Source organism: Vibrio sp. TMPB1044, assembly GCF_030442075.1.
In the GTDB taxonomy this organism is placed as follows: Bacteria; Pseudomonadota; Gammaproteobacteria; order Enterobacterales; family Vibrionaceae; genus Vibrio; species Vibrio satsumensis.
The window spans coordinates 65339-88595 of the sequence record NZ_JAUJED010000018.1 but is presented as its reverse complement, the minus strand read 5'-3'; the positions used below and the strand labels follow the sequence as shown (position 1 = coordinate 88595).

Annotated in this window: 22 protein-coding genes; 16 read left to right on the top strand and 6 right to left on the bottom strand. The window is 46.8% G+C overall.

What is annotated here, in order from left to right:
* Nucleotides 1–9 precede the first annotated feature (9 nt).
* The 3 genes from QQ041_RS11950 to QQ041_RS11940 are packed head-to-tail and all read right to left on the bottom strand — an operon-like array spanning nucleotide 10 to nucleotide 2690.
* Complete coding sequence (locus QQ041_RS11950; protein ID WP_029235873.1) at nucleotides 10–486, bottom strand: DUF494 family protein; 477 nt, start codon at nucleotides 484–486, stop codon at nucleotides 10–12.
* Nucleotides 487–489: 3 nt separating this feature from the next.
* Nucleotides 490–1602: a DNA-processing protein DprA gene (gene dprA, locus QQ041_RS11945; RefSeq protein ID WP_285954001.1), complete on the bottom strand. Its 1113-nt coding sequence runs from the start codon at nucleotides 1600–1602 to the stop codon at nucleotides 490–492.
* Nucleotides 1599–2690, bottom strand: a complete 1092-nt coding sequence (locus tag QQ041_RS11940) for a LysM peptidoglycan-binding domain-containing protein (protein ID WP_285954000.1) — start codon at nucleotides 2688–2690, stop codon at nucleotides 1599–1601. Before QQ041_RS11940 ends, dprA begins: the two co-directional genes overlap by 4 nt.
* A gap of 140 nt (nucleotides 2691–2830) precedes the next feature.
* On the opposite strand from QQ041_RS11940, the gene def reads away from it, so the two are divergent.
* The 6 genes from def to QQ041_RS11910 all read left to right on the top strand — a co-directional run bounded on the left by def (nucleotide 2831) and on the right by QQ041_RS11910 (nucleotide 9315).
* Nucleotides 2831–3343 carry a peptide deformylase gene (gene def / locus QQ041_RS11935; protein ID WP_017058772.1) on the top strand — a complete coding sequence of 171 codons (513 nt, stop codon included), beginning with the start codon at nucleotides 2831–2833 and terminating at the stop codon, nucleotides 3341–3343.
* Nucleotides 3344–3380: 37 nt separating this feature from the next.
* On the top strand, nucleotides 3381–4328 hold the full coding sequence (fmt, locus tag QQ041_RS11930) for a methionyl-tRNA formyltransferase (RefSeq protein ID WP_210447656.1): 948 nt from the start codon (nucleotides 3381–3383) through the stop codon (nucleotides 4326–4328).
* 91 nt (nucleotides 4329–4419) lie between these two features.
* Entirely contained in the window at nucleotides 4420–5700 is a 1281-nt protein-coding gene (rsmB, locus tag QQ041_RS11925) for a 16S rRNA (cytosine(967)-C(5))-methyltransferase RsmB (protein WP_017631532.1), read from the top strand.
* A gap of 109 nt (nucleotides 5701–5809) precedes the next feature.
* Nucleotides 5810–7186, top strand: coding sequence for a Trk system potassium transporter TrkA (gene trkA, locus QQ041_RS11920; RefSeq protein ID WP_004739332.1), 1377 nt, complete (start codon nucleotides 5810–5812; stop codon nucleotides 7184–7186).
* Between the two features lie 81 nt (nucleotides 7187–7267).
* Nucleotides 7268–8713, top strand: coding sequence for a TrkH family potassium uptake protein (locus QQ041_RS11915; protein WP_137026828.1), 1446 nt, complete (start codon nucleotides 7268–7270; stop codon nucleotides 8711–8713).
* Between the two features lie 26 nt (nucleotides 8714–8739).
* Nucleotides 8740–9315 carry a DUF3157 family protein gene (locus tag QQ041_RS11910; RefSeq protein WP_285953999.1) on the top strand — a complete coding sequence of 192 codons (576 nt, stop codon included), beginning with the start codon at nucleotides 8740–8742 and terminating at the stop codon, nucleotides 9313–9315.
* Here QQ041_RS11910 and QQ041_RS11905 read toward each other — a convergent pair.
* Nucleotides 9312–9965: a hemolysin III family protein gene (locus tag QQ041_RS11905; protein ID WP_285953998.1), complete on the bottom strand. Its 654-nt coding sequence runs from the start codon at nucleotides 9963–9965 to the stop codon at nucleotides 9312–9314. The two genes, QQ041_RS11910 and QQ041_RS11905, sit on opposite strands and share 4 nt — an antisense overlap.
* Before the next feature lie 156 nt (nucleotides 9966–10121).
* Nucleotides 10122–10913: a sporulation protein gene (locus QQ041_RS11900; RefSeq protein ID WP_285953997.1), complete on the bottom strand. Its 792-nt coding sequence runs from the start codon at nucleotides 10911–10913 to the stop codon at nucleotides 10122–10124.
* A 283-nt stretch (nucleotides 10914–11196) separates the two neighbouring features.
* Here QQ041_RS11900 and QQ041_RS11895 point away from each other — a divergent pair, with 283 nt between their 5' ends.
* The 6 genes from QQ041_RS11895 (at nucleotide 11197) to QQ041_RS11870 (ending at nucleotide 16406) form a co-directional block, all read left to right on the top strand.
* Complete coding sequence (locus QQ041_RS11895; RefSeq protein ID WP_179946936.1) at nucleotides 11197–11364, top strand: hypothetical protein; 168 nt, start codon at nucleotides 11197–11199, stop codon at nucleotides 11362–11364.
* 131 nt (nucleotides 11365–11495) lie between these two features.
* Complete coding sequence (locus tag QQ041_RS11890; RefSeq protein ID WP_009848104.1) at nucleotides 11496–11759, top strand: YihD family protein; 264 nt, start codon at nucleotides 11496–11498, stop codon at nucleotides 11757–11759.
* A gap of 327 nt (nucleotides 11760–12086) precedes the next feature.
* On the top strand, nucleotides 12087–13505 hold the full coding sequence (gene ccoG / locus QQ041_RS11885; protein WP_285953996.1) for a cytochrome c oxidase accessory protein CcoG: 1419 nt from the start codon (nucleotides 12087–12089) through the stop codon (nucleotides 13503–13505).
* A 73-nt stretch (nucleotides 13506–13578) separates the two neighbouring features.
* Nucleotides 13579–14565: a serine/threonine protein kinase gene (locus tag QQ041_RS11880; RefSeq protein ID WP_285954008.1), complete on the top strand. Its 987-nt coding sequence runs from the start codon at nucleotides 13579–13581 to the stop codon at nucleotides 14563–14565.
* 55 nt (nucleotides 14566–14620) lie between these two features.
* Nucleotides 14621–15220 carry a thiol:disulfide interchange protein DsbA/DsbL gene (locus QQ041_RS11875; RefSeq protein WP_285953995.1) on the top strand — a complete coding sequence of 200 codons (600 nt, stop codon included), beginning with the start codon at nucleotides 14621–14623 and terminating at the stop codon, nucleotides 15218–15220.
* Between the two features lie 232 nt (nucleotides 15221–15452).
* The gene (locus QQ041_RS11870; protein WP_285953994.1) at nucleotides 15453–16406 is read left to right on the top strand and encodes a DUF2860 domain-containing protein; all 954 of its coding nucleotides are present in this window, start codon (nucleotides 15453–15455) and stop codon (nucleotides 16404–16406) included.
* Nucleotides 16407–16470: 64 nt separating this feature from the next.
* Here QQ041_RS11870 and QQ041_RS11865 read toward each other — a convergent pair whose 3' ends face one another.
* Nucleotides 16471–17994 (bottom strand): YifB family Mg chelatase-like AAA ATPase, encoded by a 1524-nt coding sequence (locus QQ041_RS11865; protein WP_019825526.1) that lies wholly within the window; start codon nucleotides 17992–17994, stop codon nucleotides 16471–16473.
* Nucleotides 17995–18466: 472 nt separating this feature from the next.
* Between QQ041_RS11865 and ilvG the strand changes: the two genes are divergently transcribed.
* The 4 genes from ilvG to ilvD are packed head-to-tail and all read left to right on the top strand — an operon-like array spanning nucleotide 18467 to nucleotide 23255.
* On the top strand, nucleotides 18467–20113 hold the full coding sequence (gene ilvG / locus QQ041_RS11860) for an acetolactate synthase 2 catalytic subunit (protein WP_146492788.1): 1647 nt from the start codon (nucleotides 18467–18469) through the stop codon (nucleotides 20111–20113).
* 1 nt (nucleotide 20114) lies between these two features.
* The gene (ilvM, locus tag QQ041_RS11855) at nucleotides 20115–20399 is read left to right on the top strand and encodes an acetolactate synthase 2 small subunit (protein ID WP_017055442.1); all 285 of its coding nucleotides are present in this window, start codon (nucleotides 20115–20117) and stop codon (nucleotides 20397–20399) included.
* Nucleotides 20400–20411: 12 nt separating this feature from the next.
* Complete coding sequence (locus QQ041_RS11850) at nucleotides 20412–21380, top strand: branched-chain amino acid transaminase (RefSeq protein WP_285953993.1); 969 nt, start codon at nucleotides 20412–20414, stop codon at nucleotides 21378–21380.
* Nucleotides 21381–21413: 33 nt separating this feature from the next.
* Nucleotides 21414–23255: a dihydroxy-acid dehydratase gene (ilvD, locus tag QQ041_RS11845; RefSeq protein WP_017071778.1), complete on the top strand. Its 1842-nt coding sequence runs from the start codon at nucleotides 21414–21416 to the stop codon at nucleotides 23253–23255.
* Nucleotides 23256–23257: the final 2 nt, after the last annotated feature.

The window sequence follows — 23257 nt, the reverse complement described above, 5'->3', positions numbered from 1 at the left end:
AAGCCTGTATTAATGCAAGATACCTTGCTCTTTGGTGTACAACAGCTCTTCCATTTGCGTGTAAGCACTTTCATTACCCGGTACATTGAATAGCACCATTAAGATAATCCATTTCAGATCATCCAATTCAAATTCGTTGGTCTCAAGCCCCATTACACGATCAATCACCATTTCACGAATCTCTGTCGTGAGCACGTTGATCTGCTCTAGGAATAGTAGGAAACCTCGACACTCCATATTAATACGTGAAATCTCTCGACTGGTATAAACACGCATCGAGGTATTGGAGCACATAGTAATCGCCGCTTGGTTGTCGGTATCTTGCAGTGCCGCAAGATCTTCTAACCAATGGAGGGCCTTATAAATATCGTCTTGGTGAAACCCTGCTCGAAGAAGCTCATCTTCCAGCTCGTCTTGATCCACCTGCAATTCAGAATCGCTATGGATGTAGGTTTCAAACAAGTACATCAGTATGTCCATCATCATAGCTTAGCCTCTCCCCTTTCGAATATAGCCACCGGAAACTGCAACAACATGCCCTGAGAGCTCAAGCTCTAAAAGCTGCATCATGACTTCATGCACAGGTATATGGGTTCTCTGTGCCAAAATATCAACGGGTGTCGCCTCTAATCCTACGTTAGCTAACAGCTGTGGAAATGGCAATTGTTCATTTTCACCCTTATTCTGCGTAGGTTCGAATAAGCTCGGCTGCTGATCTATAGACCAGTCTAACAGACTCTTTATTTCAATCAGAACATCTTGAGCATTTTGCACCAAACATGCACCAGATTTAATTAAGCTGTTACCTCCGCGGCTGGTTGGACTATGAATTGAACCAGGAAGTGCAAACACCTCTCGGCCTTGCTCCATGGCATAGCGAGCCGTAATCAAAGAGCCACTCTTCTCAGCCGCCTCAACCACTAAGGTTCCGAGCGACAAGCCACTAATAATACGGTTACGGCGAGGGAAATGTTCAGGTCGTGGTTTGGCGTTTGGGCGAAACTCTGAAATCAGCGCTCCATTCTCACAGATCCTCTCAGCTAAGTTTCTGTGTCGCGCTGGGTAAATGGAATCCAAGCCAGAACCCAACACCGCAAAAGTTTCCCCTCCTTTATCTAGAGCACCATCATGAGCATAGCCATCGATACCTAAAGCTAAGCCACTGGTGACAATCAAACCGTTTTGTACAAACTCTTTGGCGAAGGACTTCGCTGTCTGTAGTCCTTCGAGACTGGCATTACGGCTACCAACCATCGCGATTTGAGGTTCAATTAGTTTTTCGACGTGACCTTTAACGAAAAGAACACTGGGCGCAGAGGCAATCTCATTGAGCAGTTTGGGATAATGCGGGCAATTAGAGGTAATGATGTGATGGTTAGGCTGTTTTGCTTGCCATGCTAAGCAAGCCTCCACTTCTCTTGGGGCTTGCTCTCTTAAATAAGATATTTGCTTGGCTGACAAACCCATCGCTTGCAGCTGCTGACTTGAGTAGCCAACAATGTTCGAAGGGGAATCGATACTCAGCAGGCGAGAAAGGCGTTTGCCACCCAATTGCGGAACAAAACTTAGAGTTAACCAAGCACTCAGTTGTTGCTCATTCACTCGGTGCCCTTAACCTCTTCCGTCAAAGCAAGGTCCAAAGGCGATACCGCCAGAATGTCATTACTAACAGGCTTAGAGCTCTGAGTGATCAACGCGAGGCTAAAATATTGATAGGGACGAATAACCATCAAGCTACCCAGCGAGGTACTTGGCAATTGCACCTTATCGCTCGCCGCCGACTCTTTATAGCTGTATTCACCTTGCTTACCAAACACCACTGCACCGCTTTCGCTGAGGGTAAACATAGAGCCTTGGCGAAGGTTATCCTGTGAACCTTTGTTGATCACTACCACCTGATTCTTCGCGCTGTATTGGCTGCCATCTAACGAACCCAAGATATTAGCAAACTGACCCGCCGCACTAGGTGCAGGGTAAAACGTGGTAGAGAGCTTCACCTGATCAACACCAAGTTCTGGTAGCACCAGGTCGTTCAGCAGTACCTCTTGCAGTTGAGTGTCTATCTGTAAACTACTGAACTCAGCATCTACCTCTTTTAAGCGCGCAGTGGCGACCAAACGCAACGAGGTAATACTCGCTTGGGGTTGCTGCCGTTGGTAGGTTTCAACGGCGCGGTAGATACCCCACTTTTGATGCTGTTGGTTACCTGATATGAATAACCGGTCTGCACCAGATAAGAATCTCTTTCCATCACTGGTCCCTAATACTCGTTGCGCCGATTCGATATCTTGCTGCTCTACCAAGCGATCAGACTGTAAATAAGGCAGAACCAGCCCCTCATTGACGGTAGGCACTGCTTTCTTCTCAGAGACACGAATCTTAGGGCTAAGTTTGATAACAGGCTTGAGGCTCAATACAGGCTCACCATTAATCCAAACCAAAGACAGTTTATCTCCGGGATAAATAAGATGAGGGTTTTCTATCTCTGGATTCACCTGCCATAACCTTGGCCACAACCATGGGCTATCGAGATACATCGCGGAGATATCCCATAAAGTATCGCCCTTAACCACCACATACGCCTCGGGTGCGCCCTGTTTAATGGTTAAAGGTTGCTCACTATTTTCCGCCGTAGCGGCGAACGAAATAGAGGCACAAACAAGAGATAAAGCAGGGAATAAATGACGCATGACCTAGGTTCCTTGGTCTGAATATATGACATCTGATTGGAGAATTACCTTCAGGATGCTGTCATTTGGCCTCTAAAATGTCTAGAATTGAGCCAACAAGGTTTAAGCTGTTTCGGCACAGTTCAATATTTCGAGTGTATATGTCTGTATTACAAGTATTAACATTACCAGATGATCGTCTACGTACCGTGGCGAAACCGGTAAAAGAAGTTACCCCAGAGATTCAAAAGTTCGTTGATGACATGATTGAAACCATGTACGACGAAGAAGGTATCGGCCTTGCGGCAACGCAAGTAGATTTCCACCAGCGCATCGTTGTTATCGATATTTCAGAGACGCGTGATGAGCCTATGGTTCTGATCAACCCTGAAATCACTGAAAAGCGCGGCGAAGATGGTATCGAAGAAGGCTGTCTATCTGTACCAGGCGCTCGAGCTCTAGTACCTCGCGCTGCAGAAGTAACGGTTAAAGCATTAGACCGTGACGGCAACGAATTCACATTCGACGCTGATGACCTTCTGGCTATCTGTGTTCAGCACGAACTTGACCACCTAGAAGGCAAGTTGTTTGTTGATTACCTATCGCCATTAAAGCGTAAACGTATCCAAGATAAGTTAGCGAAGATTAAACGTTTCAACGAGAAACAAGGTTAATCACCGCTGCTATTACTAAATTAGAAGGAAGCCTACCTTGAGTCAGTCTTTAAGAATTGTCTTCGCAGGTACTCCGGATTTCGCCGCCCGTCACTTGGCGGCGTTGTTGTCTTCGGAGCATGAAGTTATTGCTGTTTACACACAGCCAGATCGTCCAGCAGGCCGCGGTAAAAAACTGACTGCGAGCCCAGTAAAAAACATCGCACTTGAAAACAATATTCCGGTTTACCAACCTGAAAACTTCAAGTCAGATGAAGCTAAGCAAGAGCTAGCGGATTTGAATGCTGACATCATGGTTGTTGTAGCGTACGGCTTATTGCTTCCACAAGTGGTTTTAGATACGCCTCGCTTAGGTTGTATCAACGTGCATGGCTCTATCCTGCCGCGCTGGCGTGGTGCTGCTCCTATCCAACGCTCTATTTGGGCTGGTGATAAAGAGACAGGCGTGACGATCATGCAGATGGATATCGGCCTAGATACGGGTGACATGCTCAGTATCGCAACACTACCAATTGAAGCGACTGATACCAGTGCTTCAATGTACGAAAAGCTAGCTGGTCTTGGCCCTGATGCGCTTGTTGAGTGTTTGTCTGACATCGCTTCTGGTAAAGCGGTGGCTGAAAAACAAGACGACGAACTTTCTAACTACGCGAAGAAGCTAAGTAAAGAAGAAGCGCGTATCAACTGGAGTGATGACGCAGCTCATATTGAGCGCTGCGTTCGTGCTTTCAACCCATGGCCAATGAGCCACTTTGAAGCTGCGGAAAACAGCATCAAAGTATGGCAAAGCCGTGTAGCAGAGCAAACCTCTGATAAGCCTGCAGGTACTATTCTGCAAGCCGATAAAACGGGTATCTACGTAGCAACAGGACAAGGTGTACTTGTTCTTGAACAGCTGCAAGTGCCTGGTAAAAAAGCCATGTCAGTTCAGGATATCTTGAACTCTCGTGCAAGCTGGTTTGAAGTTGGAACTCAACTTTCTTAACCGCTTTTAAAGCTGCCATAAGCGCAGCTTAGAAAACCTTTACGAGGGCAGAGATGCCCTCATGTATTCAAATAAATACTCGGTACCCCTCATGAATGTTCGCGCTGCTGCTGCAAATGTCCTATTTCAAGTTGTCGATAAAGGCCACTCTCTTTCACACGCTCTCCCTGCGGCTCAAAAAACGATCCGCCCGCGAGACCATGCTCTACTGCAAGAGATTTGCTACGGCGCACTTCGTTACCTGCCTCGTTTAGAGTCAATCGCTAACGAACTAATGGAAAACCCGCTTAAAGGTAAAAAGCGTGTATTCCACCACCTGATTTTGGTGGGCATTTACCAACTGAGCTTCATGCGTATCCCTTCGCATGCTGCCGTTGCGGAAACAGTTGAGGGCACCAAAACACTGCGCGGTCCAAGCCTAAGTGGTTTGATCAACGCGGTATTACGTAGCTACCTACGTGACCAAGAAGAACTAGACGAGAAAGCCGTTAGCCACAATGCAGGCAAATATGGCCACCCAAGCTGGATCCTAAAAATGCTTCAAGAGAGCTACCCAGATCAATGGGAGCAACTGGTTGAAGCAAACAACAGCAAGGCACCAATGTGGCTGCGCGTTAACCGCCAACACCACACTCGTGACGAGTATGTTGAACTGCTTAAAAACGAAAACATTGAATACACATTGCACCCTGAAGCAGCAGATGCCATAAAATTAGCTGCACCTTGTGATGTTACTTTACTTCCTGGCTTCGACAGAGGTTGGGTATCAGTACAAGACGCTGCCGCTCAGCTTTCAGTTGATTATCTAACACCAAAAGATGGTGAGCTAATCCTAGATTGTTGTGCTGCGCCAGGTGGTAAAACGGCACATATTCTTGAGCATACCAACGACACTGAAGTGGTTGCGATTGACTGCGACATTAAACGCCTAGACCGTGTTTACGATAACCTTGAACGTCTACAACTGCGTGCCGACGTAATTTGTGGTGATGCTCGCTACCCTGAAGAGTGGTGGATGGGTGATAAGTTCGACCGTATCCTACTTGATGCACCTTGTTCAGCGACCGGCGTAATTCGCCGTCACCCTGACATCAAGTGGCTACGTCGTGCATCTGACATTGATGCGCTGGCTGAACTGCAAAGCGAAATTATGGATGCCATGTGGCGTCAGCTGAAAGAAGGCGGCACCATGGTTTATGCGACATGTTCTATCACGCCGCAAGAAAACGTGCTGCAAGTGAAAGCATTCCTAGAGCGTACTGAGAACGCAACGCTGGTTGGGTCTGATATCGAAAATCCGGGTCGTCAAATACTACCTGGAGAAGAAGATATGGATGGCTTCTACTATGCAGTTCTAGTAAAACAGGCATAACAACTAACAGCGGCTAAGAATTTATTTCTTAGCCGCTGTTTCTTTCTAGTGCATTATCAAAACAAAGTTAGATAACTAGAATTACCACGGTAAATAAAAGAGAAAGGCTATGAAGATCATTATCCTAGGTGCTGGACAAGTTGGCGGTACCCTTGCTGAAAACCTGGTTGGTGAAAACAATGACATCACCATTGTCGACCGTAATGCTGACCGACTGCGTGAACTTCAGGATAAGTACGACCTTAGGGTTGTAAACGGTTATGCCAGCCACCCAAACACACTACGTGAAGCGGGTGCGCAAGATGCCGACATGTTGGTTGCAGTAACCAACATGGATGAAACCAACATGGCTGCATGTCAGGTTGCCTTCTCTCTTTTCAATACACCGAACCGAATTGCCCGTATTCGTTCTCCAGAATATCTGGAAGAGAAAGAAGCGCTATTCAAATCAGGCGCGATCCCAGTCGATCACCTTATCGCACCCGAAGAGTTAGTGACCAGCTACATTGAGCGCTTGATTCAATACCCAGGCGCACTACAGGTTGTGAGCTTTGCTGAACAGAAGGTTAGCCTAGTCGCAGTAAAAGCTTACTACGGTGGACCATTGGTTGGTAACGCACTGTCTGCTTTGCGTGAGCACATGCCGCACATTGATACTCGTGTTGCCGCTATCTTCCGTCAAGGTCGCCCTATTCGCCCACAAGGTACTACCATCATTGAAGCCGATGATGAGGTTTTCTTTGTCGCGGCGAGTAACCATATCCGCTCAGTAATGAGTGAACTGCAACGCCTAGAGAAACCGTATCGTCGCATCATGATTGTTGGCGGTGGTAACATTGGTGCAAGCTTGGCAAAACGCCTTGAGCAAAGCTACAGCATAAAGCTTATCGAGCGCAGCTACACTCGCGCCGAGAAGCTGTCTGAAGAATTAGAAAACACCATCGTATTCTGTGGTGATGCAGCCGACCAAGAACTGCTGACTGAAGAGAACATCGATCAGGTCGACGTGTTCATTGCCCTAACCAATGAAGATGAAACCAACATCATGTCAGCCATGCTGGCTAAGCGAATGGGTGCCAAGAAGGTAATGGTACTGATTCAGCGCGGTGCTTACGTAGACCTTGTTCAGGGTGGTGTGATTGATATTGCGATCTCTCCACAGCAAGCGACCATTTCTGCGCTGCTTACTCACGTTCGTCGTGCTGATATTGTAAACGTATCATCCCTACGTCGCGGCGCTGCAGAGGCGATCGAAGCCATTGCTCACGGTGACGAAACCACATCTAAAGTCGTTGGCCGAGCGATTGGCGACATCAAACTACCACCGGGCACCACTATTGGTGCGATTGTTCGAGGAGAAGAGGTACTTATCGCGCACGATAGAACTGTAATCGAACAAGATGACCACGTAGTAATGTTCCTAGTGGACAAGAAATACGTGCCTGATGTTGAGTCTCTTTTCCAACCGAGTCCGTTCTTCTTATAGCCTTGTTCTCGTAAGCTTCTTCTCACAACCTTCTTCGTTGTGAGAGCGACGCTCCGACACAAAGCGATGGTCTATTAAGCTATGGTCAACTTTCGTCCGATATTATTAGTGATAGGGTTAGTGTTATCAAAACTGGCCCTTTTCATGTACATCCCCACATTGGTTGCCTTCTTTACTGGCACCGGTGGCTTCCTCGAGTTTGGTCAATCAGTAGTGATCACGCACATCGTCGCGTTCATCTGCTTGAGTTTAGGGCGTTCAGCTAAGTTCCGACTTGGGGTACGGGACATGTTCCTGATAACCTCTCTGGTGTGGACGATTGCCAGTGCCTTCGCCGCGCTGCCATTTGTGTTCATCAACCATATCAGCTTCACTGACGCCTACTTTGAAACCATGTCCGGTATTACCACAACAGGTTCAACGGTACTGAGTGGCTTAGATAGCATGGCACCAAGCATTCTGCTGTGGCGTTCTATATTGCAGTGGCTTGGTGGTATTGGCTTCATCGTAATGGCGGTAGCGGTACTACCAATGCTCAACGTCGGTGGTATGCGCCTGTTCCAAACAGAATCATCCGATTGGTCAGATAAAAGCAGCCCAAGAGCAAAAACGGTCGCCAAGAACATCGTAGCGGTTTATCTGGTATTAACTGGCTTGTGCTTGGTGAGCTACCTGTTTGCAGGCATGAGTATATTTGATGCCATCAACCACTCATTCACCACGCTTTCTACAGGCGGTTACTCGACCTCTGATGGCTCTATGAACCACTTCTCGAACAGCGCTCACTGGGTGGGTACCGTGTTCATGTTCTTAGGCGGACTACCATTCCTACTATTTGTCAGCGCACTGCGCGGTAGAAAGCTCTCGATCCTCTACAAAGATGCCCAAGTGAGAGGCTTCGCTTACCTTTTCTTAGTCACCAGTGCAGTGATCTCCACATGGCTAGTGGTCAGAGATGGCTACACAGTATTGGATGCATTACGAGTCTCGATGTTCAACATCGTATCGGTTGTGACAACTACTGGTTTTGGCTTGGAAGACTTCACAGCCTGGGGGGCACTGCCAACCACCTTGTTTGCCTTCCTGATGATGGCAGGTGCTTGTTCTGGTTCAACTTCTGGTGGTATTAAAATCTTCCGCTTCCAGATAGCGATGACTATGCTTCACAAACAGATGATGAAGCTGATTCACCCATCAGGCGTGTTTGTTCAACGATATAACCAGCGCCCTGTCAGCGACGACATCGTACGTTCATTGGTGGCGTTTGGTTTAATGTTCTTCATTACGATCATCTTAATCGCTGGTGGCTTAAGTGCGATGGGTTTAGACCCAATCACCAGTATCTCAGGTGCCATTACTGCGGTAGCTAACGTTGGCCCGGGTATGGGCAGCGTGATTGGCCCGACGGGTAACTTTGCTCCACTACCAGACGCCGCTAAGTGGTTATTAAGCCTTGGTATGTTGATGGGAAGGCTTGAGATACTGACGCTGATCGTTCTATTCTTCCCAGCCTTCTGGCGACGCTAATTGCACGAATATTTAAGGAAACAGAGATGAAATCATACCTACTTATCGCAAGCGCACTGCTGAGCAGTTCAGCCTTCGCCGACCAAATGGTTACTCTTCAAGATGGAAAACAGATACTGCTGAAAGACGACTTTACATGGCAGTACGTGGCACAGGAGCAAGCGGAGGAGGTAGCGACAACATCAGAGATCGCCGTACCTATCGCAGCAGCACCTGTTGTGGCAGTCCCTGTGGCGACCAACGTGCGTGGTACGACGATTGTCGTTGATAGCAAAAAGCCAAGCTTACAGCTATCTCAATCAGGGGTAGATGTAGTGCTAGGCGCTAGTCACTATGAAGATGGTGAGCTGATTATCCCAACCGCGATTACCAACCAAAGTACACAAGCCGTGATCTTAGTATCGGTAAAAATCGACGTGTATTCAGCGAGCGGTGAATTATTAGAAGAGAAAACGGTAGCCGTTTGGAAATCGATTAAGCGTATGGCAGATACCTACCTTCGACCAAAAACAGATGCCGAAGGTACTTCCATCAAACTAGCGGTTGAACAGCACCCTGAGTACCAAATCAAAGCTGAAATCGTTGAAGTGCTGACTCGTTAAACCGGAGTCACGTACAGGTAGATAGCGAAGAAATGGCAAGCGCAGCCCGCCAACACAAACAAATGCCAGATGGCATGATTATATGGGATGCGTTTTGCCACATAGAAAATCACACCCAGAGAATAAATCACACCACCGAGTGCCAATAGTACTAAACCACCCATCTCGATATTCATTGCCAGTTGATAAACCACAATCAACGACAGCCAGCCCATAGCTAAATAAATGAACAGCGATAAGCGCTTAAATCGGTAGACGAAGGCAATCTTCATAATGATGCCCACCAACGCGATACCCCAAATCACCGCCATCAAGCCCATCGCCAGTGGGGTTCTTAAACCAACCAATAAAAACGGGGTGTAGCTACCTGCGATCAGTAAATAAATCGCACAGTGATCGAGGGTTTTCAATAAACGCTTGGTCTTCTCTGTGGTGATCGAGTGATAAAGCGTGGAAGCGAGAAAGAGTAGGATAATGCTGCTGCCATATACTGCCATGCTCGCAATAGTCAGCATGTCGGCTTGATGGTCAAACGCACGAATCAGTAGCAGGATTAAACCAACCACGCCAAGCGCAACACCCAAGCCATGAGTTATCGCATTGGCGCGTTCTTCGATGTCACTGTATTCGCTCGCCGATGATGCAGACATGATTATCCTACTAGAGTAAATGTTCGATTTGCCTAGTATTGCACATTAAGCTTACACGTGTAAGCTTAAATTTTTATGACATCTTTTATGACGTTAATAACGCCTAAGCGGTGTGATGAAACTAAGGTATCTAAAGCTAAAGAACCAAAGAGCTAACTAAGAAGCGTTGTCTAGATACTCAAGTACCATCTTGCCGGCTTCTTCCGGTGAGGTATCCAATGGCACACTCAATTGACGCTGTAGCTGGCCCACTCCCAATAAACTCGCCAACATGCCTTTGGCACCGTCGCGATTACGGTCTATCTCAAACCACAACTTCAGCTCAGTTTTATCACGATGGGCAACAACCTCAAGCTCACGCCAGCGGCCATGATAAGGACCCGTCGTCGGGACAAACTCAAACTCTTGAACGAACGGCAGTTCAAAGCCTTCTACCGCTTCACATTCCACTTGGCGAATGCGCAGGCCTTGGGCTTCAAGTTCGTTAAAAATACCATCGAGGAGTGCATCAGGACGAACCGTTAAGATATCTTTATCCGATGGATCAATCGCCATCGCAATGTCCAGCCCGGTTTCAAGCCACACCTTTGAGTCACCAATCGTGACCGGTGTATTCAGCGGGACATCAAACTCACATTCAAAATCACGGGTTTCACCCGGCTGAATAACAAAGGCATACGGCAGACTCCATTTTGCTAATGAATAGGTCTGGTGCATACGGCGTGTTTGACCGCCCTCTTGCCTTTGTGAGTTCATGGTGACTTCTTTTACGTAACGACAACACAGATTAAGATCGATATTGTCGATCTCCTGTGGCTGAGCGCCACCATACACATGCACAATAATGCTCGCCTTCTGCCCTGGATACAGCACTTCCTGTTGCAACACAGAATCGACCTTGGCCGACCCAATACCAAAACTTGCTAACGTTTTCTTTAAGAACGACATATGCACCTCCTTTAAAGCATCATCTTAAGCCTGAAAGAGGTTCAAACTCAAATATACTGCTCACACTATTTTAGCTCTAATATCGTTTAATTATCACTCAGACGTCGATCGATAAGTTAGATAGTGATAATCTAAGCCTTGATATGCATGCATGTCATTATCCTGATTTATTCTTCGGATTGGCGAAAGCCAGACGAGTGACGCTTCAAGCAATTGAGGTAGAGCTCATGGTAAATCAGGCCATTAGATTGGCAATGGATATGCCTGACCGTTAGGTAAATTAATGCGCCCAACAGCTGTCAGGTTCTCGCACACCAACCGTAGTGCGATGCGTCGTCGTAGTGGCTTTGCTGCTGCTCCAACGGCTAAGAAATTGGCTCCTACAATGACTCTAGTTGAGAAGACTGCTTTATTAGCACCAACTACAACAAAAGTGATTAGAGCCGCTTAACAAAAAGCGCAGTTTTTACTGCGCTTTTTTCTTGCCCAAACCCGCCTTGAAATGTGTTTACACATTGGTATTCCCTATCCGATTTGATACCTTAACCACAAATCATTATAAAATTTGTGGAGAAGTAAAGTATGAAGTGTCACCGCATTGAAGAACTGCTTGAACTGATGGAGCCTGAGTGGCAAAAAGATCAAGAGCTTAACCTATTAGAGTTCATCATTAAGCTATCAAAAGAAGCAGGCTACCAAGGCAAACTTGAAGAACTGACTGACGATGTTCTTATCTACCATCTTAAAATGCGTAACAGCGAAAAAGATGAAATGATCCCGGGTCTGAAAAAAGACCAAGAAGATGATTTCAAAACCGCAATTCTAAAAGCGCGTGGCCTTCTTTAGTCGCCGATTTGTTTAGAACTCAATTGCTGTTATAGATAAAACACTCAATTTTAAAAAGCGACCACTCGGTCGCTTTTTTGTTTCTGTTCGCTATTTTTTCGTCACAACTGTTATGACTTTTGTTGTTAAAGGTTGATAGCGTTAAAGAAATGAGAACAAGATTGTCGCTATAATCGCCATCCATAAGAATCTTCTAAAATAATAAGAGTGAGTGCGATAACAACAAATGCACCAAGCTCTATTTCAACAGGTTCTCTAAACCATACTTTCAAGTAATGTCGTCATGCCCAACTTAACCGGGCAAACAAGCCACAAAAAGGATAGTCCATGAGTCAGGATAAAATCGATATCAAAGATGTGACTCCTAAAACCTTTAACCCGAAAACACATAAAGGTAATGGAGATCGATTTAACCCAAGTAACCGAATCTATGTTCGAGAAAGCAAAGGTAAATTCCAACAACTGCGTCGCTATGGCGGTTGGTTCTTACTTTTACTTTTTGCGCTTATCCCATGGATTCCATTTGGTGAACGCCAAGCGATCTTGCTCGATATCGGCAGCCAACAGTTCAACTTCTTTGGCACCACCTTATACCCACAAGATCTGACCCTACTCGCGATCCTATTTATGATTGCCGCGTTTGGCTTATTCTTCATAACCACCTTCTTAGGCCGTGTCTGGTGTGGCTATTTATGTCCGCAAACCGTCTGGACCTTCATGTACATTTGGTTCGAAGAGAAACTAGAAGGGGCTGCCAATAAGCGAAGAAAACAAGACTCAGGCAAACTGACAACCAATTTAATCCTCAGAAAAACCCTCAAACACATTGCGTGGTGGGCAATTGCCATTGCGACCGGTTTAACCTTTGTTGGCTACTTCATCCCAATCAAAGAGTTAGTGGTTGGCTTCTTTACCTTTAATTCATCGTTCTGGCCGGTTTTTTGGGTACTGTTCTTTGCAGGCTGCACCTATGCTAATGCAGGTTGGATGCGTTCAATTGTTTGTCTGCATATGTGTCCTTACGCGCGTTTCCAATCGGCAATGTTCGATAAAGACACCTTCATCGTAGGCTACGACACAGAACGTGGTGAAAGCCGTGGTCCTCGCTCTCGTAAAGCCGATCCAAAAGAACTTGGTCTAGGCGACTGTATTGACTGTAATTTATGCGTTCAAGTGTGCCCAACGGGTATCGATATCCGTGACGGTCTACAATACGAATGCATTAACTGTGGCGCGTGTATTGATGCCTGTGACAACACCATGGAACGAATGGGCTATGAAAAAGGCCTGATCAACTACACCACCGAGCACAGACTTGAAGGCCACTCAACCAAGGTAATGCGTCCTAAGCTCTTGGGCTATGGAGCCATCTTAATCGTGATGCTGGGCCTATTCTTCGTGCAAATCGCGAGTGTTGATCCTGCTGGCCTAAGTGTTCTACGTGACAGAAATCAGCTGTTTAGGGTCAATAGCCAAGGGTTGGTTGAAAACACCTACACCTTGAAAGTGATCAACAAGACTCAACAAGAGCAAGAGTACAAACTCGATGTTAGCGGACTGCCCGATTCGATCTGGTATGGCAAACAGACGATTACTGTCGATCCAGGCGAGGTTTTGAACCTACCTATCAGTTTAGGCGCCGACCCAGAAAAACTGAGCTCACCAGTTTCGACAATTCAGTTTATACTCTCGGGTAATGAAGAGTTTACGATGGAAGTCGAAAGCCGCTTTATCAAGAAGCTCTGATACCTGCACTTTAGTGCTTGGTATAACAACCCAATAAATGGAAAAAGGCTCAGTAATGAGCCTTTTTTATTCTATGACGATGCAAGCCTTTAACTTTGATAACCTGACTCCTGACTTCATGTGGTACGCACTGGAGAGCATCGGAGTTCGCGCTGAATCCGGGCTTCTCGCTCTCAACAGTTACGAAAACCGTGTATATCAGTTCACCGATGAAGATCGTAAGCGCTACGTCGTTAAGTTTTATCGTCCGCAACGCTGGAACAAAGCACAGATCCAAGAAGAGCATGACTTCGCACTCGAGCTTATCGAACAAGAGATGCCAATTGCACCTCCAATGCGAATCAACGGTGCAACCTTACATGAATACCAAGGCTACCTATTTGCCTTGTTTGAAAGTGTCGGCGGCAGACAGTATGAAGTGGATAACCTAGACCAACTGGAAGGCGTAGGCCGTTTTCTTGGTCGTATTCATAAAGCCAGCGCGGGAAGAACATTCCAACATCGCCCGACAATCAGCTTAGATGAATACCTTTATCAGCCACGTAAGATTCTAGAGAATTCTCAGTTTATCCCGACGCACCTAGAAAACGCGTTCTTCAATGACGTTGACCTTCTGATAAAAGAGCTAGAGAGCCAGTGGCCGAGCAACATTGAGAATATCCGCCTGCACGGTGACTGCCACCCTGGCAATATTTTGTGGCACGATGGGCCAATGTTCGTCGATCTTGATGACGCACGTAACGGCCCTGCGATACAAGATCTGTGGATGCTGCTCAATGGCGAGCGCCAAGATAAGCTGATGCAACTGGATATTCTGCTAGAGAGTTATCAAGAGTTTTGCGATTTTAATACCGCACAACTGAAACTAATCGAACCGCTACGCGGTCTACGTATGGTGCATTACATGGCATGGTTGGCGAAGCGATGGCACGATCCGGCGTTTCCTTTAGCCTTCCCATGGTTTAATGACCCGAAATATTGGGAGCAACAAGTACTTGCTTGTAAAGAGCAAATTGCTACCCTGCAAGAGCCACCACTTTCGTTAATGCCTCAGTGGTAAACGCAATCGCAACATACAACTAGATAAAAATTCAAACATAATGGAGATTGGATAAATGAAAAAGCTATTCGCATTTTTCTCATTGATCATGTTGAGCCTTTCAGCTCACGCTGCGAAATTTAACGAAAGTGAACACTACAAAGTTCTCGATCTAGAAGCATCAAAAAAACCAATGGTGACAGAGTTCTTCTCTTTCTACTGCCCACACTGTAATAGCTTTGAGCCAATCATCCAGCAGCTAAAACAACAGCTACCTAAAGACGCTAAGCTACAGAAGAACCATGTTTCATTCATGGGTGGCAACATGGGGCTGCCAATGAGCAAAGCTTACGCGACCATGATTGCACTGAAAGTTGAAGACAAAATGGTGCCAGTGATGTTTAATCGCATCCACACCATGAACAAGCCACCACGTGATGAAGCAGAACTGCGTCAAATCTTCCTAGACGAAGGTGTTGATGCTAAGAAATTCGATGCGGCATACAACGGCTTTGCAGTAGATTCGATGGTTCGTCGCTTCGACAAAGCATTCAAAGACAGCGGCCTTTCTGGTGTACCTGCTGTTGTAGTTAACAACCGTTACTTAGTAGAAGCGCAAGGCATCAGCAGCCTAGACGAGTACTTTGAATTGGTTAACTTCTTACTGAAAAAGTAAAAAAACAATCAAAAATACAAAATAAGGGAGCTTCGGCTTCCTTTTTTGTACCTGACGCTTTTTAATGACTTCTTGCAAGAGACACTATCTTGGGGTGCTGTTCGGTTTCCCATTTATCCAATTAACCTTTATAAGGTGTACGATAAAGTGAACCTTTATATTCTGTTGTTTTCTATAACCTTTTATTAACAGCTATTTATTGCTACCAATCACTGGGGCAAGGAGCCTCTGAATGAAAATCAAATATACGTTATTAGCGTTAAGCGTTGCCGCTGCGCCCGCGTTAGCCAAGCTTGCTGATGAGCCAGGTTTCAGTGGTGAGATATCTATCAACGCCGGTGTCACTTCTTCAAACTCAAATTTTAATACCGACGCTGACAGTAAGATCTCATCGACTAACCAGAAAGCTTCGTCTGAGAGCTCGTTTTTAGTTGCGCCTCTCGGTAGCATTGCTTACACCTTTGGTGAAAAGCTGAACCATCAGGTTTACACAGGTACCGCGCGTGATGATGTGGCGACGGGTACTGTTGTGCTTGAGGTTGGTTATAAATACCAACTAGAGTCAGGCATGACCATCGATGCTTCGATTCTGCCAACTATTATGTCTGGCGAGACTTGGGCCGATCCGTACAACACGACGTCAGCTCGCAGCAAAACCGACGAGACGGGTAATGCCTTTCGTTTAACACTAGAGAGCATCGCTGGCTCTGCCTTCTCTTTGGACATGGCCTACGCCACCAAAGATGTGAAAGATGATCGAGTTGAAGACGCGCTAAAACGCGACGCCGATACTTTCTACCTGAAAGGTCAATATCGTCAGCCAATCAGTCGTACCATGATGTTAGTACCGTCACTGATCTACCAATCAAGTTCTGCGGATGGCAAAGCTGCCTCTTATGAACAGTTTGGCGGTGAGGTAAGCTTATTTGGCGGCATGGGACGTCATCAATACGCACTAACGGCGGGTTACAACCAACGCTCTTACGATGCGAGCAGCATTACTTTCCAAAAGAAACGCAGTGACGATAACATCAATCTATTCGCCGCGTATGAATATGATCAATTCATGGATTGGGAAAACTGGTCGTTTGTTTCTCTTGCAGGCTACGGTACTAGTGACTCGAACATTACCTTCTATGATGAGTCTCAATACATCATATCACTCGGCCTGAACTACAAATTCTAACTCCAGCCAGCGCCAATAAATTATCAAACTAAAGCCTGCACACAAGCAGGCTCTCTATTTACTACTACACAGCTTGAGCCGTGAGTTGCTTCAACAATCGGTCCATCGCTCGATAGCCCAGCGCTTCCGATAAGTGTTTCTTTTCTATCTGCTCGTTACCGTCAAGGTCAGCAATGGTTCGCGCTACCTTAATGATTCGGTGATAGGCACGAATCGACAGCCCCAATCGATGGAGTGCTGTCTCAAGAAACTCCGCATCTTCACGTCGCAGTGGGCAATACTTCTCAATTTCTCGACTGCCGAGTAAAGCATTTGATTTATGGTTGCGAGATAACATGGTTTGACGAGCCTGTTTGACCCTGTGCTTTACGACTTGGGTGGTTTCACCTCGGTCACCTCCTTCGGCCAACATTCCCTTGGGCAATAGAGGTATCTCCAATGACATATCGAATCTATCTAGCAAGGGGCCAGATAAACGGTTGAGATAACGCAAGATTATCTGTGGGTTAGCCCGCGCTTGATTACCTTCGTAGTAACCTGTTGGGCTTGGGTTGAGTGCACCGACCAACTGAAAGCGTGCAGGGAAACGCGTCTTGCCCGCAGCACGGGAGATAATAATCTCGCCCGACTCTAGTGGCTCACGTAATGAATCGAGCACCTTACGCTCAAACTCTGGCATCTCATCCAAGAACAATAAGCCGTTATGCGCCAAAGAGATCTCTCCGGGGCGAGGCACTGAGCCTCCTCCCACCAATGCCGCCATTGAGCTTGAATGGTGAGGGGATCGAAAAGGTCGTTGCTTCCAGTTGTACTGATTGATCTCTTGCTGCGTTAACGAAGCGACCGATGCAGTTTCCATCGCCTCGTCATCACTCATTTCAGGTAACAAATCACGCAGACGAGACGCCAACATAGTCTTGCCAGTTCCTGGAGGGCCAAGGAAAAGTAAGTTGTGATTTCCAGCGGCTGCTATCTCCAGAGCTCGCTTGCCTTGTTGTTGGCCGATAATATCTTGTAGGTCGCGAAGCACTGAAACATCAGCCTGATGATGTTCCGTTCTATATAGGCCAAGCTGAGTCTGTCCACACATGTCAGCACAAACCTCCAACAAGGTTTGCGCAGATTTATGGGCTCCCTTGCCCACTAGCGCAGCCTGATCACCGTTATGGTGTGGAACAACTAAGCATCGTTCGACGCTATCGGCAGCTAACGTCGCAGGCAACACGCCCTTTACTGAACGCAGCTCTCCAGACAGCGCCAACTCACCGATGAATTCATGCTGTGCGATCTTTGATGTCGGAAGCTGATCAGATGCCACTAAAATCCCAAGCGCGATTGGCAAATCGAAACGACCTCCTTCTTTGGGTAAATCGGCAGGAGCGAGGTTGACCGTGATTCTTTTTGATGGAAATTCAAAGCGAGAATTGATGATCGCACTTCTTACTCGATCTTTAGATTCCTTAACCGTTGTTTCAGGTAGACCCACTAACGTAAAGCCAGGCATTCCATTGCTTATATGCACCTCAACAGTCACTTCTGGCGCCTCTACACCAACACTAGCTCGACTATGAATTATCGCGAGTCCCATAACTTTCCTTTGTCTTTGATTTAAAAGTATTCGCTCTGGATATTCGTTGCTCACCAAAGCTATAAGGTTGTTATATAGCTTGATGGAATGGTGTTTTAATGTGAAAAAAGAATGACATTTTCCTTGTCATGCGGCAGATTTGTGTGATAACACTAGAGATATAGACTTTTACTGAAGACAATAAACGAGAAAACTCGAATATTATGATTTTTAACGCTCGCATTTACGCACTGATTAACCTGATTATCGTAGTCATTATTAAGACTGCGCGGGGGCGAGTGGGAAGAAAGTAACCACGAATTAGAAAAAACCCCCGCACTGACAAGTCCGGGGGTTTTTTCTAATTTAAACATTCGATTTTTATATTTTTGAGCATTTTCGGCTTTGCCGATTTACAGGAAGAATGGGAGCACAAGATGTGCAGAGACAAAGGAAACAGTTACCAAAATAAAGGTAATACGGGAGAATTCCGATGAAAGGCGCAGAACTAGTCGTATCCGCACTCAAGCAACAAGGAATTGAGACCGTATTTGGTTACCCAGGCGGTGCCATCATGCCAATCTACGATGCACTTTATGATGGCGGGGTTGAGCATATCCTATGTCGTCATGAGCAAGGCGCTGCAATGGCCGCGATCGGTATGGCTCGTGCAACACAAGATGTCGCTGTTTGTATGGCAACCTCGGGACCAGGTGCAACGAACCTAGTCACTGGCCTTGCAGATGCCTTTATGGATTCAATCCCATTGGTTGCTATCACAGGTCAGGTTGCAAGTTCCCACATTGGTACCGATGCATTCCAAGAGATGGATGTGATTGGTATGTCTCTGTCATGTACCAAGCACAGTTACCTAGTTACCGACATTGAAGAATTGGCTCCAACCCTAGCTGAAGCCTTTGTAGTAGCGAAGTCTGGCCGCCCAGGTCCAGTTATCGTCGATATTGCTAAAGATGTTCAACTAGCAGAAGCTCCTGTTAAAACTCTCCCAGAATTTACTCCACCAGCGATTCCTGTTGCAACAACCGATGCTATTGAGCAGGCACAGTACTTTTTGTCTCAAGCTACCCGCCCTGTTTTATACGTAGGTGGTGGTGTTCAACTCGCTAAAGCGACCGATGCTGTTCGTGAGTTCTTACGCCTTAACCCGATGCCTGCAGTAAGTACATTGAAAGGCTTGGGTACTATCGAACGTGACGACCCACACTACCTTGGCATGTTGGGCATGCACGGCACCAAAGCCGCTAACCTAGTGGTTCAAGAGAGTGACCTACTGATTGTTGTTGGCGCTCGTTTCGATGACCGAGTAACCGGTAAGCTTGATACCTTTGCACCACACGCGAAAGTTATCCATATCGATATTGATGCCGCTGAGTTCAGCAAACTGCGTCTTGCTAATGCGCCAATTCGTGGTGACATCAACAAGATCATGCCTCAGTTGGAACTAAGCCAAGACATCTCATCTTGGGTTCACCACTCAGAAGGACTTCGTAGCTCATTCAAATGGCGCTACGACCACCCAGGTGATCTGATCTTTGCTCCGCTACTATTGAAGCAACTGTCAGACATGATGCCAGCAAGCTCTATTGTTTCGACCGATGTTGGCCAACACCAAATGTGGGCAGCTCAACACATTCAACCTCGCGATCCACAGAACTTCATCACCTCTGCCGGTTTAGGCACCATGGGCTTTGGCTTACCAGCCGCTATGGGTGCGTCGGTTGGGCGTCCTGATGACCAATCTATACTTATCTCTGGTGATGGGTCGTTCATGATGAACGTGCAAGAACTTGGCACGCTGAAACGCCGCCAAATCCCAGTGAAGATGGTGCTTCTAAATAACTCTCGCTTGGGTATGGTTCGCCAATGGCAATCATTGTTCTTCGATGGCCGCCACAGTGAAACCATCCTAGATGACAACCCAGACTTCGTGATGCTAGCGAAAGCCTTCGATATCCCGGGTAAAACCATCACGCGTAAAGAAGAAGTAGAACCAGCATTGAAAGAGATGCTTGAGAGCAAAACCGCTTACCTACTTCATGTTCTTATCGATGAAGAAGAGAACGTATGGCCACTAGTACCGCCAGGTGCTTCAAACAGTGAGATGTTGGAGAACACATAACATGAAAAGATACCTATTAGACATCAAAGCCGATGATAAGCCTGTACTACTAGAGCGTGTTCTTCGTGTTATCCGCCACCGTGGCTTTATTGTTAAGCAAGTCGCAGGCACTCAAAACCACGAAAGCAAAGTGGCGAGTGTTGAGATCATTGTCGACAGTGACCGTCCGATCTCTTTCTTGGTCAATCAAATCGAAAAGCTGTGGGATGTGCGTACCGTTGACGTTATCTCTATCAGTCGTAATGAATTGCCAAACAATAACTTACAACAAAAGATAAACGCATAAGGAACCGCAAACATGACAGCTAAAACGGCAGACTATATTTGGTTTAACGGTGAGATGGTTCCTTGGGCAGAGGCGAACGTTCACGTCCTGACTCACGCAATGCACTACGGTACTTCTGTGTTTGAAGGTGTTCGTTGCTACAACACACCAAAGGGTCCGGTGATTTTCCGTCACCCTGAACACGCTAAGCGCCTAAAAGACTCAGCAAAAATCTACCGCTTCCCGATTCCTTACACTGAGGAAGAAATTATGGAAGCGACTCGCGAAACGCTACGTCAAAATAAGCTAGAGTCAGCGTACATCCGCCCTCTCGGCTTTGTCGGGAACGTTGGTTTAGGTGTATGTCCACCAGAAAACACTGAGATGGAACTGATCATCGCTGCTTTCCCTTGGGGCTCTTACCTAGGTGAAGAAGCTCTAGAAAATGGCGTAGACGCGATGATCTCTAGCTGGAACCGTGCGGCACCAAACACCATCCCAACCGCTGCTAAAGCGGGTGGTAACTACCTATCTTCACTACTGGTTGGTGGTGAAGCACGTCGTCATGGTTACGATGAAGGTATCGCGCTAAGTGTTGATGGTTACCTTTCTGAAGGCGCTGGTGAAAACATCTTTGTAGTACGCAATGGCGTACTATCTACACCACCAGCGACCAGTGCAATTCTGCCGGGCATCACTCGTGATTCGATCATGACACTAGCAAAAGACATGGGTTATGAGATCCGTGAAGAGAACATTGCTCGCGAAGCGCTATATCTTGCCGATGAAGTATTCATGACAGGCACAGCTGCAGAGATCGTTCCGGTTCGCAGTGTAGACAAAATTACAGTAGGTGAAGGCAAACGCGGCCCTATCACTGAAAAGGTTCAAGCGGCTTACTTTGGTCTATTCAATGGAACCACTGAAGATAAGTGGGGCTGGTTAGACTATGTGTACCCAGCATACCAAACTTCAGAAAACCAAACACGAACAACTAAGTAAGCAACAGCCAAATATTTTATAAGGATTTAAGCAATGCCAATCTATCGTTCAGCAACGACTACCCACGGACGCAACATGGCTGGTGCGCGCGCTTTATGGCGTGCAACAGGTGTTAAAGATGATGACTTCGGTAAGCCAATCATCGCAGTTGTAAACTCTTTCACTCAATTCGTTCCAGGCCACGTTCACCTTAAAGACATGGGTCAATTGGTTGCGGGTGAAATCGAGAAAGCGGGCGGTATCGCTAAAGAATTCAACACCATCGCAGTTGATGATGGTATCGCAATGGGTCACGGCGGCATGCTGTACTCACTGCCATCACGTGAGCTTATCGCAGACTCAGTAGAGTACATGGTCAATGCACACTGTGCGGATGCGATGGTATGTATCTCGAACTGTGACAAAATCACTCCGGGAATGATGATGGCTGCAATGCGCCTCAACATCCCTGTGATCTTTGTATCAGGCGGCCCAATGGAAGCAGGTAAAACCAAGCTTTCAGATCAGATCATCAAGCTCGACCTTGTTGATGCAATGATCCAAGGTGCCGATCCAACGATTTCAGATGAGCAAAGCGAACAAGTAGAGCGTTCTGCATGTCCAACCTGTGGTTCATGTTCAGGTATGTTCACAGCCAACTCAATGAACTGCCTAACAGAAGCACTTGGCCTATCTCAGCCAGGTAACGGCTCTATGCTGGCGACGCACGCAGACCGTGAAGAGCTGTTCATCAATGCCGGTAAGCGCATCGTTGATCTAACCAAGCGTTACTACGAGCAAGACGACGAGTCAGCACTGCCACGCAACATCGCAAACCGCGCTGCCTTTGATAATGCAATGGCGTTAGATATCGCGATGGGTGGTTCAAGTAACACCGTTCTTCACCTTTTAGCGGCAGCTCAAGAAGGTGAAATTGACTTTGATATGGGTGATATCGACGAGATGTCTCGCCGTGTTCCACACCTATGTAAAGTGGCTCCTTCAACACCGAAATATCACATGGAAGACGTTCACCGCGCTGGTGGTGTAATGGCTATCCTAGGTGAACTAGACCGTGCTGGCCTACTGAACAACCAAACTCGTACAGTACTTGGCCTGAGCATGCAAGAGCAGCTTGCTCAATACGACATCATGCAGACAGAAGACGAAGCGGTACTTAAGTTCTTCCGCGCTGGTCCAGCAGGCATTCGTACTACTAAAGCCTTCTCGCAAGATTGCCGTTGGGATCGTCTTGATGACGACCGCAAAGAAGGTTGTATCCGTACTAAAGAGAATGCATTTAGCCAAGAAGGTGGCCTAGCGGTACTTTCAGGTAACATCGCGGTTGATGGTTGTATCGTTAAGACCGCGGGTGTTGATGAAGAAAACCTTAAATTCCAAGGCCCTGCTATCGTATTTGAAAGCCAAGATAGTGCTGTTGATGGCATCTTAGGTGGCAAAGTGAAAGCGGGCGAAGTAGTTGTTATTCGTTACGAAGGACCTAAGGGTGGTCCGGGTATGCAAGAAATGCTTTACCCAACCACTTACCTAAAATCTATGGGTCTAGGTAAGTCTTGTGCTCTTCTAACTGACGGACGTTTCTCTGGTGGTACATCAGGTCTATCTATCGGTCACGCTTCTCCAGAAGCAGCAAGTGGCGGTGTGATTGGTCTAGTAAACACTGGCGACATCATCACTATCGATATCCCTAGCCGCTCAATCACACTTGATGTGCCAGAAGCAGAGCTAGAAGCGCGTCGTGTTAAACAAGATGCACTAGGCTGGAAACCAGAAAACCGTCAGCGTGAAGTATCTTTCGCACTGAAAGCTTACGCAAGCATGGCGACCAGTGCCGACAAAGGCGCAGTGCGCGATAAGTCTAAACTTGAGGGCTAACT

Excerpts from the sequence above, each read along its gene's own strand:
- QQ041_RS11950 (WP_029235873.1), bottom strand. The coding sequence starts at position 486 with ATGATGATGGACATACTGATGTACTTGTTTGAAACCTACATCCATAGC.
- QQ041_RS11940 (WP_285954000.1), bottom strand. The coding sequence starts at position 2,690 with ATGCGTCATTTATTCCCTGCTTTATCTCTTGTTTGTGCCTCTATTTCG.
- def (WP_017058772.1), top strand. The coding sequence starts at position 2,831 with ATGTCTGTATTACAAGTATTAACATTACCAGATGATCGTCTACGTACC.
- rsmB (WP_017631532.1), top strand. The coding sequence starts at position 4,420 with ATGAATGTTCGCGCTGCTGCTGCAAATGTCCTATTTCAAGTTGTCGAT.
- trkA (WP_004739332.1), top strand. The coding sequence starts at position 5,810 with ATGAAGATCATTATCCTAGGTGCTGGACAAGTTGGCGGTACCCTTGCT.
- QQ041_RS11915 (WP_137026828.1), top strand. The coding sequence starts at position 7,268 with ATGGTCAACTTTCGTCCGATATTATTAGTGATAGGGTTAGTGTTATCA.
- QQ041_RS11910 (WP_285953999.1), top strand. The coding sequence starts at position 8,740 with ATGAAATCATACCTACTTATCGCAAGCGCACTGCTGAGCAGTTCAGCC.
- QQ041_RS11905 (WP_285953998.1), bottom strand. The coding sequence starts at position 9,965 with ATGTCTGCATCATCGGCGAGCGAATACAGTGACATCGAAGAACGCGCC.
- QQ041_RS11900 (WP_285953997.1), bottom strand. The coding sequence starts at position 10,913 with ATGTCGTTCTTAAAGAAAACGTTAGCAAGTTTTGGTATTGGGTCGGCC.
- QQ041_RS11895 (WP_179946936.1), top strand. The coding sequence starts at position 11,197 with ATGCGCCCAACAGCTGTCAGGTTCTCGCACACCAACCGTAGTGCGATG.
- QQ041_RS11890 (WP_009848104.1), top strand. The coding sequence starts at position 11,496 with ATGAAGTGTCACCGCATTGAAGAACTGCTTGAACTGATGGAGCCTGAG.
- ccoG (WP_285953996.1), top strand. The coding sequence starts at position 12,087 with ATGAGTCAGGATAAAATCGATATCAAAGATGTGACTCCTAAAACCTTT.
- QQ041_RS11880 (WP_285954008.1), top strand. The coding sequence starts at position 13,579 with ATGACGATGCAAGCCTTTAACTTTGATAACCTGACTCCTGACTTCATG.
- QQ041_RS11875 (WP_285953995.1), top strand. The coding sequence starts at position 14,621 with ATGAAAAAGCTATTCGCATTTTTCTCATTGATCATGTTGAGCCTTTCA.
- QQ041_RS11870 (WP_285953994.1), top strand. The coding sequence starts at position 15,453 with ATGAAAATCAAATATACGTTATTAGCGTTAAGCGTTGCCGCTGCGCCC.
- QQ041_RS11865 (WP_019825526.1), bottom strand. The coding sequence starts at position 17,994 with ATGGGACTCGCGATAATTCATAGTCGAGCTAGTGTTGGTGTAGAGGCG.
- ilvG (WP_146492788.1), top strand. The coding sequence starts at position 18,467 with ATGAAAGGCGCAGAACTAGTCGTATCCGCACTCAAGCAACAAGGAATT.
- ilvM (WP_017055442.1), top strand. The coding sequence starts at position 20,115 with ATGAAAAGATACCTATTAGACATCAAAGCCGATGATAAGCCTGTACTA.
- QQ041_RS11850 (WP_285953993.1), top strand. The coding sequence starts at position 20,412 with ATGACAGCTAAAACGGCAGACTATATTTGGTTTAACGGTGAGATGGTT.
- ilvD (WP_017071778.1), top strand. The coding sequence starts at position 21,414 with ATGCCAATCTATCGTTCAGCAACGACTACCCACGGACGCAACATGGCT.